Source organism: Methylomonas methanica, assembly GCF_001644035.1.
Classification (GTDB): domain Bacteria; phylum Pseudomonadota; class Gammaproteobacteria; order Methylococcales; family Methylomonadaceae; genus Methylomonas; species Methylomonas methanica_A.
Genome location: NZ_LUUG01000105.1, coordinates 17,112 through 34,857, shown reverse-complemented (window position 1 = coordinate 34,857; position 17,746 = coordinate 17,112). Strand labels below are relative to the sequence as shown.

At 53.1% G+C, this 17,746-nt stretch carries 13 protein-coding genes; 1 reads left to right on the top strand and 12 read right to left on the bottom strand.

Translation table 11 applies throughout. From position 1 onward, the window contains the following. Positions 1-28 precede the first annotated feature (28 nt). A complete protein-coding gene (locus tag A1332_RS19405) occupies positions 29-4,660 on the top strand; it encodes an EAL domain-containing protein (RefSeq protein ID WP_064010070.1) in 4,632 nt (1,543 codons plus the stop codon). A gap of 320 nt (positions 4,661-4,980) precedes the next feature. On the opposite strand, the gene A1332_RS19400 is transcribed toward A1332_RS19405, so the two are convergent. The 12 genes from A1332_RS19400 to A1332_RS19345 form a co-directional block, all read right to left on the bottom strand. After that, positions 4,981-5,646, bottom strand: a complete 666-nt coding sequence (locus A1332_RS19400) for a hypothetical protein (protein WP_064010069.1) — start codon at positions 5,644-5,646, stop codon at positions 4,981-4,983. 25 nt (positions 5,647-5,671) lie between these two features. Continuing rightward, positions 5,672-6,403 (bottom strand): OmpH family outer membrane protein, encoded by a 732-nt coding sequence (locus A1332_RS19395; protein ID WP_064010068.1) that lies wholly within the window; start codon positions 6,401-6,403, stop codon positions 5,672-5,674. A gap of 393 nt (positions 6,404-6,796) precedes the next feature. After that, positions 6,797-8,314, bottom strand: coding sequence for a cobyric acid synthase (locus tag A1332_RS19390; RefSeq protein ID WP_157204056.1), 1,518 nt, complete (start codon positions 8,312-8,314; stop codon positions 6,797-6,799). Next, positions 8,286-8,948 carry a 5,6-dimethylbenzimidazole synthase gene (gene bluB, locus A1332_RS19385; RefSeq protein WP_064010129.1) on the bottom strand — a complete coding sequence of 221 codons (663 nt, stop codon included), beginning with the start codon at positions 8,946-8,948 and terminating at the stop codon, positions 8,286-8,288. Before bluB ends, A1332_RS19390 begins: the two co-directional genes overlap by 29 nt. Positions 8,949-8,995: 47 nt before the next feature. Next, the gene (locus tag A1332_RS19380) at positions 8,996-9,718 is read right to left on the bottom strand and encodes an adenosylcobinamide-GDP ribazoletransferase (protein ID WP_064010067.1); all 723 of its coding nucleotides are present in this window, start codon (positions 9,716-9,718) and stop codon (positions 8,996-8,998) included. Positions 9,719-9,720: 2 nt separating this feature from the next. Further along, on the bottom strand, positions 9,721-10,134 hold the full coding sequence (locus A1332_RS19375; protein ID WP_064010127.1) for a TM2 domain-containing protein: 414 nt from the start codon (positions 10,132-10,134) through the stop codon (positions 9,721-9,723). A gap of 178 nt (positions 10,135-10,312) precedes the next feature. Then, positions 10,313-11,353, bottom strand: coding sequence for a nicotinate-nucleotide--dimethylbenzimidazole phosphoribosyltransferase (gene cobT / locus A1332_RS19370; RefSeq protein WP_064010066.1), 1,041 nt, complete (start codon positions 11,351-11,353; stop codon positions 10,313-10,315). A gap of 7 nt (positions 11,354-11,360) precedes the next feature. Continuing rightward, a complete protein-coding gene (cobU, locus tag A1332_RS19365) occupies positions 11,361-11,888 on the bottom strand; it encodes a bifunctional adenosylcobinamide kinase/adenosylcobinamide-phosphate guanylyltransferase (protein ID WP_064010065.1) in 528 nt (175 codons plus the stop codon). Continuing rightward, complete coding sequence (locus tag A1332_RS19360; protein WP_064010064.1) at positions 11,881-12,324, bottom strand: universal stress protein; 444 nt, start codon at positions 12,322-12,324, stop codon at positions 11,881-11,883. The genes cobU and A1332_RS19360 overlap by 8 nt, the downstream gene beginning before the upstream one ends. A gap of 8 nt (positions 12,325-12,332) precedes the next feature. Further along, positions 12,333-12,842, bottom strand: coding sequence for a hypothetical protein (locus tag A1332_RS19355; RefSeq protein WP_064010063.1), 510 nt, complete (start codon positions 12,840-12,842; stop codon positions 12,333-12,335). Positions 12,843-12,844: 2 nt separating this feature from the next. Continuing rightward, a complete protein-coding gene (locus A1332_RS19350) occupies positions 12,845-14,731 on the bottom strand; it encodes an ATP-binding cassette domain-containing protein (protein WP_064010062.1) in 1,887 nt (628 codons plus the stop codon). A gap of 288 nt (positions 14,732-15,019) precedes the next feature. Then, a complete protein-coding gene (locus tag A1332_RS19345) occupies positions 15,020-17,317 on the bottom strand; it encodes a PKD domain-containing protein (RefSeq protein WP_064010061.1) in 2,298 nt (765 codons plus the stop codon). Between the last annotated feature and the right edge of the window lie 429 nt (positions 17,318-17,746).

Below are 17,746 nucleotides of genomic sequence, written 5' to 3'. Positions count from 1 at the left end.
CTTTCAAAACAGGCCACCACTGGCATTTATGAAAAAAACCATTTTCGGACTGTCCGCGGTATTTTTTTTACTGTTTTGTACGTCCAGCGTCGCCGTCACGCCCGCAGCAAATCGGCCGCTGGAAACAGTAGCGCTGCAATTAAAATGGTTTCACCAGTTCCAATTTGCCGGCTATTACGCGGCTATCGAGCAAGGCTTTTATGCCGAGGAAGGCTTGCAGGTAGAGATACGCGCGCGCAATCCTGATCAGGACTACATCGAACAAGTCGCCTCCGGGCAAGCCGAATATGGCATCGGCGATTCCGGCGTCATCGCCCAGTATGCCAACGGCAAGCCTATCGCGGCCTTGGCCGCCATTTTTCAGCACGACGCGCTGGTGCTGTTCAGCAAACAATCGTCCGGCATCGTCAGCCCTTACGAAATGGCCGGCAAGCGCATTATGTACGATGTGGTCGGCGAGAATAACGCGCAGGTTCGTGCCTTACTGGCCGAAGCCAATCTGAACGAAAGCCGTTATCAAAAAATTGCCGAGACCTTTAACAACGCAGACTTTATCGCGGATAAAGTCGATGTGATGTCCGGCTATATCACCGACCGGCCTTTTAGCTTTCGCGCCGCCGGCATCAAATTCAACATTATCAATCCGCAAAATTACGGTATCGACTTTTACGGCGACTTGCTTTTCACCAGTCGCAAAGAGCTACAGCAGCATCCGGGCCGCGCCGAGCGCTTCCTCCGAGCCAGTCTGAAAGGCTGGGAATATGCGCTGGCTCACCCCAATTTGCTGATCGATCTCATCCAAAACAAATACCCAAGCAAACTTAGTCCGGAGCAACTGCGCTACGAAGCAGAGGAAACCCGTAAGCTGATCATGCCGGACTACATCCCGCTTGGGCAGATAGAGGCTGCCCGCTTACGCCGGGTGGCCGACATTTATGCCAACCTGAAATTAGCGCATCCTTTAAGCGATGGCCAGCTCAATGATTTTGTTTATGGTGGTAGTAAATCCAGCGCTTTGCAATTGAGCGACGCGGAACGGCAGTGGCTGGCTGAACATGCTGAAATTCGAGTGGGTATAGATAGAAATTTTCCGCCATACGAATGGCTGGACGCGGCTGGCGAGCATCAAGGCATGATTGCCGAGCATCTAAAGCTAATCGAGCAGAGATTGGGGGTGAAGTTCGTTTTGATCATGGACAAGTCCTGGCAGGAAGTGCTGGACATGGCCAAGCGCGGCGAACTGGACATGATCGCCGGGGCGACCAAAACCCCGGATCGAGAGCAGTATCTGAATTTCACCCAGCCCTATATTAGTACGCCGACTGTGATCATCGGCGACAAAAACAGTGGTTATATTAACTCCTTGCAACTGCTGACGGGGCGGCATGTCGCTATCGAACAAGGTTATTTTATTCAGGAATTGCTAAACAGAGACTACCCAGGGATACAGCTGCTGACTGCCCCCTCGGTACAAGAAGCGCTGAATCTACTGGCCGAAGGTAAGGTGGATGCATATATCGGCGATGCGGCCTCGGCCAGTTATGCGATCAAGCAACAAGGCTTCTTAAACCTGCATATTGCCGGCCAACCAGGGTACCTCAACGAAACCCGGATGGCCGCACTCAAATCCCATCCACAATTGCTGTCGCTGCTGGAAAAAGCCCTGGCCAGTATCAGTCAAGCCGAACACGATGCCATTATTAACCGCTGGATGGCCTTGAAGGTCGAGCAAGGCATTCGCGTTGACGCGTTGTTGCGATCCGCCGCCGTGGTCCTGCTGGCCCTGTTGTTTTTCGTCTACTGGGTATTCAGGCTGCGTAAGGAAATCAAGGCCCGCAAACGTAGCGAGGCTGACCTAGCCAGACTTTATACCAATATGTCGCTGGGTTTTGCATTGCATCAGGTGATACGCGATGACAGCGGCAAAATTGTCGATTATCGCTATCTGGATATCAATCCGGCCTTTGAAAAAATGACCGGCATTGCCCGCGACAACTGGATAGGCAAAACCGTCAAGCAAGTGCTGCCCAACACCGAATGTGCTTGGATCAGCAGCTTCGACGGTCTGGATACCAGCGGCGAGCCCCAACATTTCGAAAACTGCGTGGCCGATCTGGGCCGCTGGTATGCCATCGATAGCTATAAAGCCGGTCCCGACCGTTTTGTGGTGTTGGTGCAGGACATTACCGCGCGCAAACAGACCGAGCTGGCGCTAAAAGAAAGCGAAGAACGCTTTCGTATCAGCCAAATTTATGGCGGCGTCGGCATCTGGGAAGCGGATTTATTGAAAAACCGCCAGTTCTGGTCGGAAATCGTCACCACTGAATTGGGTTTTCCGCATAAAGCACTGCATACCTGGAACGATTTCCTGGACGTGGTTTGCCCGGAAGATAGGCATTTAATTTTGGAAGCAACCCGGGAGCACCTTGAGTGCGGCGCCAATTACGATGTGGAATATCGTATTCAAACCCCTAGCGGCGAAAAGCGCTGGATGCGCTCGGTCGGTCAGGTCGAGCGGGACGGTAACGGCAAACCGGTGCGGATGCGCGGCATTGTCCATGACGTCAGCAAACGCAAAGCGGCCGAGGAAAAACTGCGGCTATCGGCGCGGGTATTTTCGGACGCTCACGAAGGCATCATCATTACCGACATCAACGCGTCTATCATTGATGTCAACGCCGCCTTCACCGATATCACCGGCTACAGCCGCGAGGAAGCTCTTGGGCAAAACCCGAGCTTTTTAAAATCCGGCCGGCAAGCGCCGGAGTTTTATGAAGCCATGTGGGAGGTCATAAACCAGACCGGGCATTGGCAAGGCGAAGTCTGGAATCGCCGGAAAAACGGCGATTTGTATGCCGAATTATTAACGGTTTCTGCCTTGCGCGACGACGCCGGTAATATCATCAATTATCTGGGTTTGTTCTCGGACATCACCGAAAGCAAGCAACAACAGCAAGCGCTGGAAGTACTGGCGCATTTCGATCCACTCACCCAATTGCCCAATCGCGCCTTATTTGCCGACCGCTTTGCTCAGGCTATCGCCCACAGCAAACGGGCCGAATCATTGCTGGCGGTGTGCTATCTGGATTTGGACGGCTTCAAGCAAGTCAACGATAACTTCGGCCACGAGACCGGCGATCAGTTGTTGGTGGAAGTGGCCAAACGCATCAAGTTAAAGCTGCGCGAAGGCGACACGGTTTGCCGGCTGGGTGGCGATGAATTTGCGTTGTTATTCGAAAACTTGCAATCGGTGCAGCAATGCGAAGATGCCTTGACCCGTATTCATCAAGCCATGGCCGAACCTTTCGAGTTGGAAAACCGGCATGTGCGGATTGCCGCCAGCAGCGGCGTCACCATCTATCCCCTTGATCTGGAAGATCCGGATATTCTGTTGCGTCACGCCGACCAAGCCATGTATCAGGCTAAATTGGATGGCCGCAACCGCTATCGCATTTACGACCATTTGCCCGGACAATCGAGCAGCATCAATCATCGCCCCAGCCGCCTGGAGCAAGCCTTGGCCGAGGTCGGTCAGGCGCTGATGGACAACCAGTTTTGCATGTACTACCAACCCAGGGTCAATATCAAAACCGGCCAAGTTGTCGGCGCGGAAGCCCTGATCCGCTGGCATCATCCGGAGCGCGGTCTGCTGCCGCCAGCCGAATTTCTGCCGATAGTAGAAAATACCACATTGGAAATCGACCTGAGCAATTGGGTGCTAAGACAAGCATTCAAGCAATTGCAGATCTGGCATGATCTTGGTCTGAATCTGCAAGTCAGCGTAAACATATCGCCACGCCATCTACAATGGCCGGATTTCATCAAAACCCTGGAAACCTTGCTGACGGAATACCCGCAAATTCCCTCGCGGCAATTGGAGCTGGAAGTACTGGAAAGCAGCGTACTGGAGGATTTGATCTCGGTGGGCGAGACCCTGAAACAATGCTATCACGACCTGGGCGTGCCCTGTGCGCTGGACGATTTCGGCACCGGCTATTCGTCGCTGGCGCATTTGCGGCATTTGACCATCAACACGGTAAAGATCGATCAGAGTTTTGTCCGCAACATGATAGACGACCCGGATGACATGGCCATTGTCGAAAGCGTGATTGCCTTAGCCAAGGCCTTCAAACGCGAAGCGGTTGCCGAAGGCGTGGAAGATATAGAACACGGCATTTTTCTGATCGATTTGGGATGCAGCATCGCCCAAGGTTGCGCCATCGCCGAAGCGATGCCGGCCGATGCGGTATCGGCTTGGGTCAACAGTTATCGCAACCATCCGGCCTGGACTGATTGCGCCAGACTTTCGCTGACTAATTGGCAAAATCAATTGGAATTACTGAAACTTCAGCAGCAGTATTGGCTGCGTCGTCTCGAACAATGCCTGCAACCACCAGCCAACAGCAGCCCGCGCTGGCCTATCCTGAACTCGAAAAAATCGCATCTGGGTAGGTGGCTGGAACGCCTCAAACACGAACGCGGCATCGATGCGCGTTTACTGGAGCAACTGGAGCGGGCCCAATCCCGACAACAAAAGCTGGCGGAAAAACTCCAACGTCATCGATTGGACGGCAAAAATGGCGGCGAGGATTTCAGTACGTTACGCGAAGCTAATCTGCAAATAGTGCAGTTGCTGGAACGACTGGAATCAGAGGCCTGAGCGAAACTGTGCATATTCGGCTAACAACCACTAGGCATTCCGATACAAATCCAGCCAGATTTTGGACGGCTTGGATCGGTTAAAAACCTGACCATCGTGCTTTGGCTTCAGTGACCGCAGTGGAATGGATAGCCGCCTGATAGTGTTTATCATTGCACGACCGGAGCTGGTCTTACGTAGCCTCAAGCGGAATCGAGGGTCTCTGCTGGCCATCCCTCATCAGACGAACATCGACAATTGAAAGGTATTGGTCTTCGAATCCTCTATTTCATCGAGGCTACTTGCTTTATGTCTTGGATCGTATGGCAATTCTCTTTTAGTTATTTGGCCCGGTTTTCAAATAGCATATTGAAATGCAAATTGTGGCCGGGTGCGTCCGTTTTCCAAGGATATTCCGTCATGTAATCGGTGATACCGTCTGGATTGCCGTGCCTCCACATAGCCCTTTGTCCTTCTGCGTAGGCGAATTTCCATTCGGCATTCCATGGCTCTCCGGTAGTTGGCATAGGAGTTAAGGTCCTCGGCCCCATATTGACTATCGACAAACTCGCGTCATCCGCATTTTCCAGATCGGATAATGTCAACCAGGCGATATATTTGACGCCTGGCTTTAGTTTTACGCTCGGCAAGTTGAATTCCAACCAGTCGCCGATGGATTCCCCCATCACCGTTTTGATTTCAGATTCCCATAAAGTAGGGCGAACGGGTCTATCATTCTGCCATTCCGATATTATCAGTTTCAGATTGGCTTGCGGCGCTGGGTTAATATTTTTATACTTTCGATATAAAAATCCGACGTATATTAAATTTGGATGCCCTTTAGGGATGGAAAATATTTGGCCGATGGCCGTCGCACCTTCTCGAGTGTTTTTATAAAACAGGTTGTAACCGCCTGATTCGGCGCCCAATACTTCTTCGGCAGGCAGCCGGGCTTCGGTACGTTCGGTTCTGCCGCACGCGGCGCATAATAGAAGTATCGCAAACATGATTCGGATTGATCGATGCATTGGCTTAGCGGACTTGGTTTTCTAGGTTGGTATCGGCTGGGGGGGTTAGCAATTGATTGTCGGATATAAATGCAATAACGTCGTCGGTCGCTTGTATATAAATTTTGTCGGCACTGTAAAGGATATTCTCGGGATTGTTGTTGAGTATCAGCTGAAAGTCTTTGCTTTGCGCATATTTATCAACCGCGGTTTTTAAGAAATCGTCAAATTTCTTTCGGGTCTCCTGATCAAATTTCCCTCTGGCTATGTTCGCTTCGTATACGCTTCGTAGTTTGTTTTGCAGCTCGGTAATTAACGGGTCTTTTTGAATATTCGCGATACATTCATAAAATGCATTACTCGCGGAGGCAGTTGGCCGGACTGCTTCTGACGGGTATTGATGTCGCTTAGGACGAATGATTTTTTCCCCGGATGGCATAATGATGGTTTCGTTTTCATCGGTTCTGTTCGGTAGCGATTTTGCGCTTCCGTCAACGTTTTTGCGGCAGTTTTCTCTCCCATCCTGTTCCAACTGAGAGATTTGTTTTTTGGTCAGTTCCTGCATTCGGGAGATTTCATCGCTGGTAAGCAGTTCCGGAGGATATGGAACGGTTTTTTTAAAGGTATCGTAAAACGTGGTCCGCAGTTTTCCAGTATCCACCATGGCCCATTTAACTTTATCCGGTTTCTGTTTCCACTCGATATCACAGCCGGTTTGGCCGATTAAGATGAGTAAAGTTATCGATTTTTTCCACATAAATTTTTGAAGCGGTAATATAGAGACAAAGTATAAATGTTAGACCAGTTTTTACGAATGTTGGTGTTAAAACGTTTTTCTCTGGCTGTTCCAGCATGGGTATCGAAGGAATTCCGGTATGTGTTGGTTTGGCTTGCGGCTGCAAGATTCGCGTAGCTAAACCTAACCCAGCGGTCGAAGGGACGCACTGGTTCAGGATGCTTTTGTGGGTTGGCTCAATATCAACGGTTTGTGGCTTTTTCCATGGTCTGTCCCCGGCGAGCTCCTTACCTTTGAGTTGAATGGCAACTAAATGTATTGCTGCCGACATTAGAGGAAAAACTTTGAATGTCTCCGAAGGGTCGATTCCGACAATTCATCTCGTCCAAAAGCTGTCATTCAATACTGGCGTAATTACGTCGGAATGGGTGGGTGGTTTGGGGAGGAATATGCGGTCCGCGCTTCCAGCAAAGGGAAATTGCAATACGTTGCCAAGCAATCGGCCAAGCGCTCGATACCGGCTTCGCGCAAAGCGTTGAAATCCGGCGCTTGAGCTTGACGATAGCCAGCCCAATTTAATAGTGCATCGCTGGCTGTGGGCAAATCGAACAAGCCGTGCAGATAACTGCCCGCTACCTGTCCGTCGGCCGAGACAGCACCATCGTTGCCTTCCGCAAGCGAAAATAAGGGTTGTGACAAGGCGGGGCCGCTGCTGACACCCAGATGAATTTCGTAGCCCGCTACCGGCGTGACCTGCCCATAGAAAGTGCCGGCGGTTTGTCTCAAGCATTTTTCGGATTGTAAAACCGTCTGCATATCCAACAAATCCAGACCCGCAGATTGCCCGGCTGGACCTTCCAGCCCCAGCGGGTCGTCTATGTGCTTGCCCAGCATCTGAAAGCCGCCGCAAATCCCCAGCAGTTTGCCGCCGTAACGCAGATGGCGACTAATAAACGTGTCCCAGCCTTGTTCTCTAAGCCGAGCTAAATCGCCACGCACCGATTTGCTGCCGGGCAGCACGATCAAGTCGGCGCCGGTTACTTGGTCGGGGCTTTTCGCAAAGCTGACCTGAACGCCGGGATGCAATTGCAGCGGATCGAAATCGGTATGATTGCTGAAGCTGGGCAGATGCGGCACGACGATATGAAAAGCCCCGGTTTGGCCCTGTTGGGCATGCCGAGTGGATAAGGCGTCCTCGGCTTCCAGATAAAGATCGTGCAAATACGGCAGCACGGCCAACACCGGCTTGCCGGTTCGCTGTTCCAGCCAGTCCAAGCCGGGTTTTAATAGCGCGATGTCGCCCCGGAAGCGGTTGATGACAAAACCGATCACGCGTTGCTGCTCGCTGGCCGAGAGTAATTCCAGCGTGCCGACCAAGTGCGCAAACACCCCGCCGCGATCAATGTCGGCGATCAGAATCACCGGACAATCCACCGCCTCGGCAAAGCCCATATTGGCAATGTCGCCGGCACGTAAATTAATCTCGGCTGGGCTGCCGGCACCCTCGACGATAAGCATCTGGTACTGAGCACTCAAGCGTTGCCACGATTCCAGAACCGCTTGTTTAGCGACTTTCTTATAATCGTGATATTGGCTGGCCGACTGGTTTTGTAAGACTTTGCCGTGAATGATCACTTGCGCGGTGGTATCGGTGTTGGGTTTCAGCAGCACCGGATTCATATCGCTATGCGGTGGCAGACCGCAGGCTGCGGCTTGCGCGGCTTGAGCGCGGCCGATCTCGCCGCCATCGATAGTGACCGCGCTATTCAGCGCCATGTTTTGCGGTTTGAATGGCGCGACGGCGATGCCCTGGCGCCGGTAATGACGGCACAATGCTGTCACCAGAGTGCTTTTACCGGCATCGGACGTGGTGCCTTGCACCATCAGGGCCTTGAAGGGTGGCTTAGGATGCATCGGGCCAGCCGTTTTCATAGACAAACGCAGATAAGGGTTGCGGCGTTGCCCAGTTTTCCAGTTCCAACATCGGTTTGGGGTAAAACTCGGCAACATGGCCCAGGCAAAGCACCGCAATCGGCCGGCTGCCGGCCGGCATTTTTAATAATTGCGCCAACGCGTCGGGATCGAACAGCGAAACCCAGCCCAGGCCCAGGCCTTCCGCGCGCGCCGCCAACCACAGATTTTGAATGGCGCAGGCCGCCGAGGCCAGATCCATCTCCGGTAGTGTGCGCCGACCGAAAATATGTTGTTCGCGACTATCCGGCAAGGCCACGACCAGTAACTCGCCGCAATCGAGTATCCCTTCCACTTTAAGCTTCATGAATTCGTCGTGCCGTTCGGCTAGCGCTTCGGCGGTGAGCCGGCGTTCCTGTTCGACCAGCGCGTGAATATCGATGCGCAAACGGCGATCAGTGACGCGGATAAAGCGCCAGGGCTGCATCAAACCGACGCTGCCGGCTTGATGCGCGGCCTGTAGCAGGCGGGCCAAGATTTCGGCATCGACCGGATCGGCGAGAAAATGTCGCATGTCGCGGCGTTCGGCGATGGCGCGATAGACGCCGGCAAGTTGTTGGTCGGGAAAACGGTGCGCGGTTGAGGCGTCGTTCATATCTAACGTAGGCTCGGGAGTTGCCGGCAAAAGCGGCGATTGCTGTGTCATTGCAGCATTGCAACCGTTAGCACGGAGGCTTCCGTTAGCTCCACCGCCGCACCGTAAACATCGCCGGTTACCCCGCCCAAGCGCGACAAGGCAGATTGCCGGAGCCAAAATAGTATGCCGCCCGCAAACAGCACCGCCGGAAAACCTAAGAAGACCAGTGCGATCAATACACTTGACACCAACACCCACTTGGCCTGGGACCTTGGCAGTTGTTGCAATAGTGCTTCGGCTAGACCTTGCGGGCGAACATAATCGGTTGTCAGCATCAAACCCAGAATGGCGGCACGGCCTAAAACGGGCGCCAGCAGCAAGGGGGTGAGGCGGGTTTGTTCGAACATGGCGGTCAGCGCGGCAAACTTCAGGATTAAAACTAAGACCAGCACGCTGACCGCAATCGGCCCGGAAGCCGGGTCTTTCATGATTTGCAGGCTACGCTGTTTATCGCCGTGGCCGCCGACCCAGGCATCTGCGCAATCGGCCAAACCGTCCAGATGCAAACCGCCGGTCAGTAATACCCAAGCAGACAACGTCAAAGCCGCCAGCAGCATAGGCGAGCTGCCGGCAAACAACGTCGGCGGCAGGCTTAAGAGCATACCCAGCAGCAGACCGACCGCCGGGTAGAACAAAACCGAACGCCCCAATAAGGAAGCGCCTGCCTCGTAGCGAAAACTAACGGGTATGCGGGTCAGAAATTGCAAGGCAACCAGAAAAGCATCCACGGCTATTTCAGATGACGTCCCTTGGCATCCTTGTAGATATGGCCAGTGGCAATCAACACACCTTCGATGAAACCCCACATTACGCCAAAACCGCCGGTAATCAGCGTGACTACGGCTTGGGTGAAGCCGAGAAAATAGAAGCCCAAATAAATGCGATGCAAGCCGATCGCGCCGAGCGCAACACCCAACAAGGCAGCGACCATCTTGCTTTTGACTGGCTTGGCTTCCATCAGGTAAGCGCCGACCAGGCTGACGTCGGTGACTTTATCTTCTTCATGATCGAAATCCACATCGTCGCCAGGTTTGGGTGGCGCTTCCGAGGTCCATTGATCCAGGTGGAATTCGTAGAATTGACCTTCGTGTTTGATCACGCCGGTCTGGCATCTTTCATCGTAACTTTCTATGTGTCCTAGCATGTTGTTTACCAAATCAGTTGTATGTTTTTATTATTATGTGCAGATTGCCGTGGGTGGCAACTGCTGGCCGGAAAGCAAGCTCGACCGTTAGCCAAGCTTATTTTTCGCGACTAATGATACGGGAAAGCCAAAGACCCCGCCATTGCACCTGAAGCAGATTGCCGATGGATAGTCTATTTCAGCCGGTAGAGACTTGCGCCTGACTGAATGTGGCCATTTCATTGTGTAAATGACAGGCCATTTGCAACAAAGGTACCGCCAATACCGCGCCGCTACCCTCGCCCAGGCGCATTTCCAGATTCAACAATGGTCGGGCGTTCAATGCTTGCAGGACTCGGGCATGGCCTTTTTCGGCGGAACAGTGGCCGTAAAAAAACCAGTCCACGCAGCCGGGATTGATACCCATCGCCAACAACGCCGCGACACTGCTGATAAACCCGTCTATCAACACCGGCAAACCCTGTTGGGCGGCGCTGATATAGGCTGCGGTTAGCGCGGCGATTTCAAAACCGCCCAAGGTTTTTAAAATAGCCAAAGGCGACTGCAAAGCGGCTTCGTGGCGCTGTAAGGCCGAGTCTATGATGCTGGCTTTGTGATTGATTTGTCCGGCATTCAGGCCGGTGCCGGCGCCGGTAATGTCAACGGCCGGTATCCGCAAACTGGCGGCCGCCAGCGCACTGGCGCTGGTGGTATTGGCGATGCCCATTTCACCGCCAATAAACAAATCAGCCTGGTTCGCCAAGGCTCTGGCGACGGCCGCTTGGCCGGCGGCCAAGGCGATAGTTAACTGGGCGTCATTCATCGCCGCGGTTCGCTTGAAATTGGCGGTGCCTGCGCCGGCTCTATGACTGATGACATTGGCTAAAGCCACCGGCTGTATCAGTCCGACATCGACAACCTCGAAATACGCATCGACATGGCGGGCCAGTACATTCACCGCTGCGCCACCAGCCGCGAAGTTTTTTACCATTTCTATCGTCACCACTTGCGGAAACGCCGAGACGCCTTCCTTGGCAATGCCGTGATCGGCGGCAAATACGCTGACATGGATTTTTTCCAGCTTAGGCATTTCCCGGCGTTGCATCGCCGCCAGTCTAACCGCGCAATCTTCCAGTAAGCCCAAGGAGCCGGGCGGCTTGGTCAATTGCGCTTGCCTGTCCAACGCTTGTTGGTAATAGCGCGCATCGGGCGCGGCAATCGGCGCGGATAAACTGTTCATAATGACATTAGACGTTTTTGAGGATTTGCGGCAAACCGGCGCTGACCAGTACCACCTTGTCGCTGATTTGTGCGAGTCTTTGATGTAAAAAGCCGGCTTCGTCGACGAAACGGCGCGTCATCGCGTCGGCGGCGACCACACCCAAGCCCACTTCGTTACTGACCATGATCACGTGTTGCCCGCCGGTCGCCAGTACCGCGCATAAAGCATCGGCTTGTTGCCGATAGCGATGTTCTTGCAGATTACCTTGTTTGTCGAATAACACATTGCACAACCAAAGCGTCAGGCAATCGACCAGCAAGCAATGCTGTTTGCCGGCGTATTCGCTAATCACATCCGCCAATGCCATAGGCTCTTCAACAGTTAACCAGTGCTGCGGACGGCGCTGTTGGTGATGCTGGATGCGGCTGTGCATTTCATCATCGCCGGCTTCAGCGGTGGCGATGTACACCACCGGCAAACCGGAGGCCAAAGCTTGTTGCTCGGCATAGCGGCTTTTACCGGAACGAGCACCGCCTAAAACCAGCTCAATCATCCGCTAATCGCACCGCCAGTACGTCGCATTTAGCGTGATGCAGCACACCGTTGGCAGTTGAGCCGAGCAACAATGCAAAACCGTGGCGGCCGTGCGAACCGACGACGATTAAATCGGCCTGAATCTCTTCGGCTACCCGGACGATTTCCAGTTTGGGACTACCCATTTCCAGATATTGGCGTTCGGCGGGAACCTGTAGTTTCTCACCCAACTCATGCAGGCGTTTCTTGGTGGCCTCCATCAATTCCTGGGTCAAATCCACATCGAATGGAATGATAGGGCCGTAAGCGGGGTCGGTAATCGGCAAATTATCGACCACGTGCACCAAGCTCAATTGGGCAGCGTTTTGTGCGGCGATTTGCCTGGCTTTTTCGGCAACTTGACCGCCATGTTCAAAAAAATCGGCAGCCAATAAAATATGTTTATATATCGTCATACATCCTCCTAATCGCTAACGGCAATCTCGGTAAACAACAAAGTCATTACCTGTGTGGAAATGAGTATATATAAAAATGCCAGGGCTAAGCCGAACATTAACGGTCTATCCAGGGCATGCCGAAAAATATTGCCGTTAACCAGCCAATGCCAGCCCATCAGCACGATCATCGCGATGTATGCCACCTGACTGATCTGGGTATTCAGGCTGGCGACCGCCGGAATGGCACACAAACTAATCACCACATCAGAGCCCAATAGTGCCGTCAGGGTTTGCGGAAAACGTGCGGTTTTCCCGGAAAAATAGAGTAGCGGATAGCAGAAACCGACCATTAATACGGTCTCCGCGCTGATTTGCAGCAAAGCATGTGACCAATCGCTGTCCAACAGCAAAATCAATAGATTAACCAGCAAATAGGGTATGAACATCAGCCGCACTAACCAAGGCGACGCGGGCACATCCTGCGGCCCTTTGCGCATAATGCAAATCTCAAAAAACAACACCATCAGTTGGTACATGATCACTCCGCTTGTTGTAGGTTTTCCTCCGCTGCCAGCCAATCCATTTCTGCCTGTTCCAGCGCGCTATCGATTTGGCCTTTCCGACTCAGCAACTGCTTTAATTGTTCCTTGTATTCCTCGGCATAAATGGCCGGATCGGCCAATTGTTCTTCAAGGTCTCGCTGTTGCTGATGAAACTTTTCCACCGCCGCTTCGGCTTTTTTAACCGCGTCCAACAACGGTTTTAAACGCTGCCGGCGCTCCGCATCGAGTTTACGCTGATCCTTGCGCGACACCCCGCCGGCATTGTCGTTCGCCACCGGTTCGTCGCCCGCTTTCTTTTGTTCTGCCAGCCATTGCTTGTAATCGTCCAAATCACCGTCGAATGGCTGCATCTTGCCACCAGCCACCAACAATAGTTGGTCAGTCACCGAGCGTAGCAAGTGCCTGTCATGCGAAACCACGACCAGAGCGCCCTGGTATTCCTGCACGGCCACGCTCAGAGCGTGGCGCATTTCCAAATCCAGATGGTTAGTCGGCTCGTCCAGCAGCAGCAAATTCGGATTTTGATAAACCAGCATGGCTAGTACCAAGCGGGCTTTTTCGCCACCGGAAAACGGCCCGACCGGATCGTTGACCTTGTCGCCGCGAAAATCAAAACCGCCCAAAAAATTGCGCAAATCTTTCTCGGTAGCTTGCTTGTCCAGCTTTTGCAGATGCCAAAGCGGGCTTTCTTCCAGGTTCAGCAATTCCAATTGATGCTGAGCGAAATAGCCGATATGCAAATCTTGAGCGGTCTGTAGCTTACCAGTCAATGCCGGCATTTGCCCGGAAAGTACTTTGATCAAACTGGACTTGCCGGCGCCATTGGGCCCGAGCAGACCGATACGGTCGCCCGGCGCAATCGACAGGCTGGCGTTTCTAATCACCACTTTATCGCCGTAGCCGATGTCGGCTTCTTCGATTTTTAGCAGCGGATTGGGCATTTTTTTCGGTGGTGGGAAGCTGAAACCGAATGGCGAATCAACATGGGCCTGCGCAATCAACTCCATCCGCTCCAATGCCTTGATACGGCTTTGCGCCTGTCTGGCTTTGGTGGCTTGCGCTTTGAAGCGATCGACAAAGCTTTGAATATGCGCAATCTCACGCTGCTGTTTTTCGTAGGCGGTTTGTTGCTGAGCCAGTTTTTCGGCGCGCATGCGTTCGAAGTCGGAATAATTTCCGGTGTATATTTCGGCTCTGTTTTGCTCGATGTGGACGATGTGGTCGGTGATGGTATCCAGAAAATCGCGGTCATGGGAAATCAACAACAAAGTACCGGGATATTTGCTTAGCCAATCCTGCAAATAAATTACCGCATCCAAATCCAGATGGTTGGTAGGTTCGTCCAACAGCAATACATCGGAGCGGCACATCAAGGCTTGCGCCAGGTTCAACCGCATGCGCCAACCGCCGGAAAACGAGCTGACCGGCCGGCTTTCCTGCTCGGTGCTGAAACCCAGGCCATTCAGCAACCGCGACGCTCGTGCCTGAGCGGTGTAACCGCCGACATGATCCAAGGCGGCATGTAGTTCCGCCAATTTAATACCGTCATGCGCTTGCTCGGCCGTATGCAACTTTGCCTGCAACGCACGCAGCTCTCTGTCGCCGTCCAGCACATAGTCGATGGCTGAACATTCCAAAGCCGGAGTTTCCTGGGCCACATGCGCGATTTCCAGATTCGGCGGCATGGAAAAATCGCCTTCGTCGGCGTGCAATTCGCCGCGCAGTAGCGCAAATAGGCTGGATTTGCCGGCGCCATTGGCCCCGGTCAGACCGATTTTTTGGCCTTTATGTATCGTGAAAGAAGCCTCGCTAAACAGCAAACGGTTGCCGCGACGGATGGCGATGTTTTTGAAATTGAGCATGATGGTAAAAAGTTGGCTGAGTGCGACGCCGCACAATAGGGGAATTTTAGCGCGGGAGGGGGTTGCGCGTCTTTTGCAGTTTGCGTCACTGCGCAGAGTCGGCTATTTAGGGCGCTCGTTGCTGAACAAGGCAACAATTTTTTCGGAACGATGGGATAACAGGTAGGGAATGCAAGCAGACGTGGAAAAGTTTTCAGGCTATCCCGGGTTTCGGATCTCTTATCGTCAACCGGGACAACTCCGGAATAAGCCGGGGACGGCTAAGAATCAGCCGCCCCTAGCATTACTTTACCAGGACAAACTACGTGAAATGGCACCACTACCATCGTACAAGTAGCCATTCTTGACTACCTTGGTGACTGTAAACGCACAGGTACCCTTGCTATTTTTGGGCAGCAGCGCACTGCTCAGGGCAGCCGAGCCTTTCGTGCCGGTAATGGAATAGCTCGCTCCGGTCACATTGGTTTTTGTAGTACCCGAGGCGACTGAACCGCTCCAAGTGCCATAGATGCCGGCACCGATAACTGATGCTGTTCCGGATTTAACGGCAATGTTAGCAACGCATTGCGATTTACCTCCGCTTAACAATTTTCGAGTCATCACGGTACTGGCAACTTTCATATTCATTGCCACGACACTTTGCGCCGCCTTAATACTTTGCGTAGTGCTGGTTTTCAAACCGCTGCTATCCGTAACGGTTAGCGTTGCGGTATAGGCACCCGGGGTGTTGTAGATGTGACTGACCGATGCGCCGCTAGTTGCCGCGGAACCATCGCCGAAATTCCATGCGTATGAAGAGATCGAGCCGTTTCTAGCACTGGAGCCGGAACCATTCAGCGTCACATTTAGTGGCGCGTCGCCGACAGTTGGCAGAGCCGTGATCACTGCTGCGGGAGGAATCGCAGCCATAATGGGGTAATTGCCGGTAATTTGATATTGACCAAGGCTACCGTAGTCAGAGTAGCCAGTAATTAGGTCGCCTTTACCCACGCCTTCGATTTTCAGGAAATATTTTCCGGCGTTGAGCGAAACGTTTAAGGATGCCGCCAAGCTATCCACCGGATTGGCTTGGGCGACAGTATTGCCTTGCACGTCAATTAACTTTAACAACACATCCAAATTCGGCGCAATTGCATCGGGCGTGACGTTGAACTGTGCGCTTCCCCCGCCTGTTGAAAACACGAAAATATCGGCGTCGGTCGCACGTTCGATGATGCCATTTTGCGAAACTGCGCCGGCACTGCCGGCTAGAGGCGCCGCACTGCCCGTCGTATCGGGGAAGTCATCAGGTCGCACTGGGGCACCCGCGGCATTTATCACCGCCAGATCATCCTGCAGATTGTTAGCCCCCGAATACTCGCCCTTACTCCATTGTGCGACGGGTTTGTAATAGCCCACCCCCATGACCGGAGCCCAGCCGGTTGCACCGCTACCGTGGCCGGCATAGTAGCCGGTGGAGGCATTGCCATCGTGATTGAGGTTCAAGTTATGCCCGACTTCGTGCGATACCGCTTCGGCAACGTATTTGGGATAACCATTGCCCAACTTGTCGAAGAACACCCAGGCGGGTCTATAGCGTTCCGGGTAGGTGGCCGAATAGTAAGAGAACACATTAACGTAAGCCACACCGCCGCAAGTTTGGTTGCAAAGTTGCGGCATGGAGCGGGTAATCACTACTCGAGTGCCGTACTGCACATCGCTGGTACTGGTGCGTCTCAGGGCATCCAAAACGGGTTCCTGCGTGGTAACGTCGACATCGAATGGTGCGTAGTCTTCCGCTACGCGCTGCCATATCTCGCGAATGTTATTTAATTCCGTGCTGCTGAAAGCGCTTGGGTTGCTGTCGATATCGTAGGCCTGTGCATTAAGCGCAGTGGTGCTCCACGCGGTATTCGTTGCTACATGGCCGTTGAAATCCAAATAGATAACTCGATTCGAACCAGGTTTGCTGTGCAGTGCGAACGGGTCGGACGTTGTCGCGCCGGCCACGGTGCCACCCGCGCTGGTTACCGTGGCCGTTTCTTGTTCGCCTTGCCCCTGAGTAACGTTGGTATGCTCGTCGATATAGAGCAGGCGGCCGCTTTCATCGATCCACGCCGACGAATCGGTTCGCAAGATATCTTCCAGGCGTTCGCTGGACATATCGTAGGTTTTGGCTACGTCCCCCAGCTTATCGCCCAATGCATCGATTGCCGCCTGACCGTTCTTTTTTTCCGTCAGCGTAACGTGCGGAAATGCCATTTCGGTTTCCGCATCGGCCAAGTCGGCAATCTTGGCTGAAGAGCTTTGCGACTTCGCTCTAACGACGTCGAACGGATTTTCCATGCCGGACCCGTTTAAACCGGAGACGAATGCCTGAACTCGGCCATCGGCAAGCAGGGTCAGCCCGTAGTTATAACCCACCAAGGCGCCTTCAGCTTCTTGTTGCGAAGCAAAGTACAGTGGCTCTGAGGATATGCCGGCGGCGGAGGCAGGTAATTCGGTACTCAAATCATTTTCGATTGTAGCTTTCTGCTCAATCGGCGGCGTGGCACAACCCACTAAAGTGGTGAATACGGCGGATGCGATGAATGTCTGTTTGTTCATGGTGGACTCCCGTGCGTGGAAAGATCACTGTACCCATTCTCAAAATTGGCAGGCACAGGCTAGTAATACTGGTGACAAAGTAAAGAACAATGTGCCGAAAAATTCTGAGATCAGTGTGGCTATTTTAAAAAGAACGGAAAAACTAAATGGCGCCGACCTTACCCCAAGGTAACACGTAACGATACACAATGCTGGCGGCGGTAATCCACTGTCGTTGACGACCACACCGCTCGCGGCAATCCTGCCCACCAACGACTCCATCTAAAAACGCAGGCCGGCAACCAAATGCGCCAAAACCGCGCCGCGCCAGGCCACCGGCGGCGCCAATCGAAAGATCAGCGGTTTGCTGCAAGACTTAAACGGGCACCCAGATCTAAGCATAGATCACCAACAGCACGATCAAGGTGTTTTTGCCGAGGCCGCCAACAT

Excerpts from the sequence above, each read along its gene's own strand:
- A1332_RS19405 (WP_064010070.1), top strand. The coding sequence starts at position 29 with ATGAAAAAAACCATTTTCGGACTGTCCGCGGTATTTTTTTTACTGTTT.
- A1332_RS19400 (WP_064010069.1), bottom strand. The coding sequence starts at position 5,646 with ATGTTTGCGATACTTCTATTATGCGCCGCGTGCGGCAGAACCGAACGT.
- A1332_RS19395 (WP_064010068.1), bottom strand. The coding sequence starts at position 6,403 with ATGTGGAAAAAATCGATAACTTTACTCATCTTAATCGGCCAAACCGGC.
- A1332_RS19390 (WP_157204056.1), bottom strand. The coding sequence starts at position 8,314 with ATGAAAACGGCTGGCCCGATGCATCCTAAGCCACCCTTCAAGGCCCTG.
- bluB (WP_064010129.1), bottom strand. The coding sequence starts at position 8,948 with ATGAACGACGCCTCAACCGCGCACCGTTTTCCCGACCAACAACTTGCC.
- A1332_RS19375 (WP_064010127.1), bottom strand. The coding sequence starts at position 10,134 with ATGCTAGGACACATAGAAAGTTACGATGAAAGATGCCAGACCGGCGTG.
- cobT (WP_064010066.1), bottom strand. The coding sequence starts at position 11,353 with ATGAACAGTTTATCCGCGCCGATTGCCGCGCCCGATGCGCGCTATTAC.
- cobU (WP_064010065.1), bottom strand. The coding sequence starts at position 11,888 with ATGATTGAGCTGGTTTTAGGCGGTGCTCGTTCCGGTAAAAGCCGCTAT.
- A1332_RS19360 (WP_064010064.1), bottom strand. The coding sequence starts at position 12,324 with ATGACGATATATAAACATATTTTATTGGCTGCCGATTTTTTTGAACAT.
- A1332_RS19355 (WP_064010063.1), bottom strand. The coding sequence starts at position 12,842 with ATGTACCAACTGATGGTGTTGTTTTTTGAGATTTGCATTATGCGCAAA.
- A1332_RS19350 (WP_064010062.1), bottom strand. The coding sequence starts at position 14,731 with ATGCTCAATTTCAAAAACATCGCCATCCGTCGCGGCAACCGTTTGCTG.
- A1332_RS19345 (WP_064010061.1), bottom strand. The coding sequence starts at position 17,317 with ATGAACAAACAGACATTCATCGCATCCGCCGTATTCACCACTTTAGTG.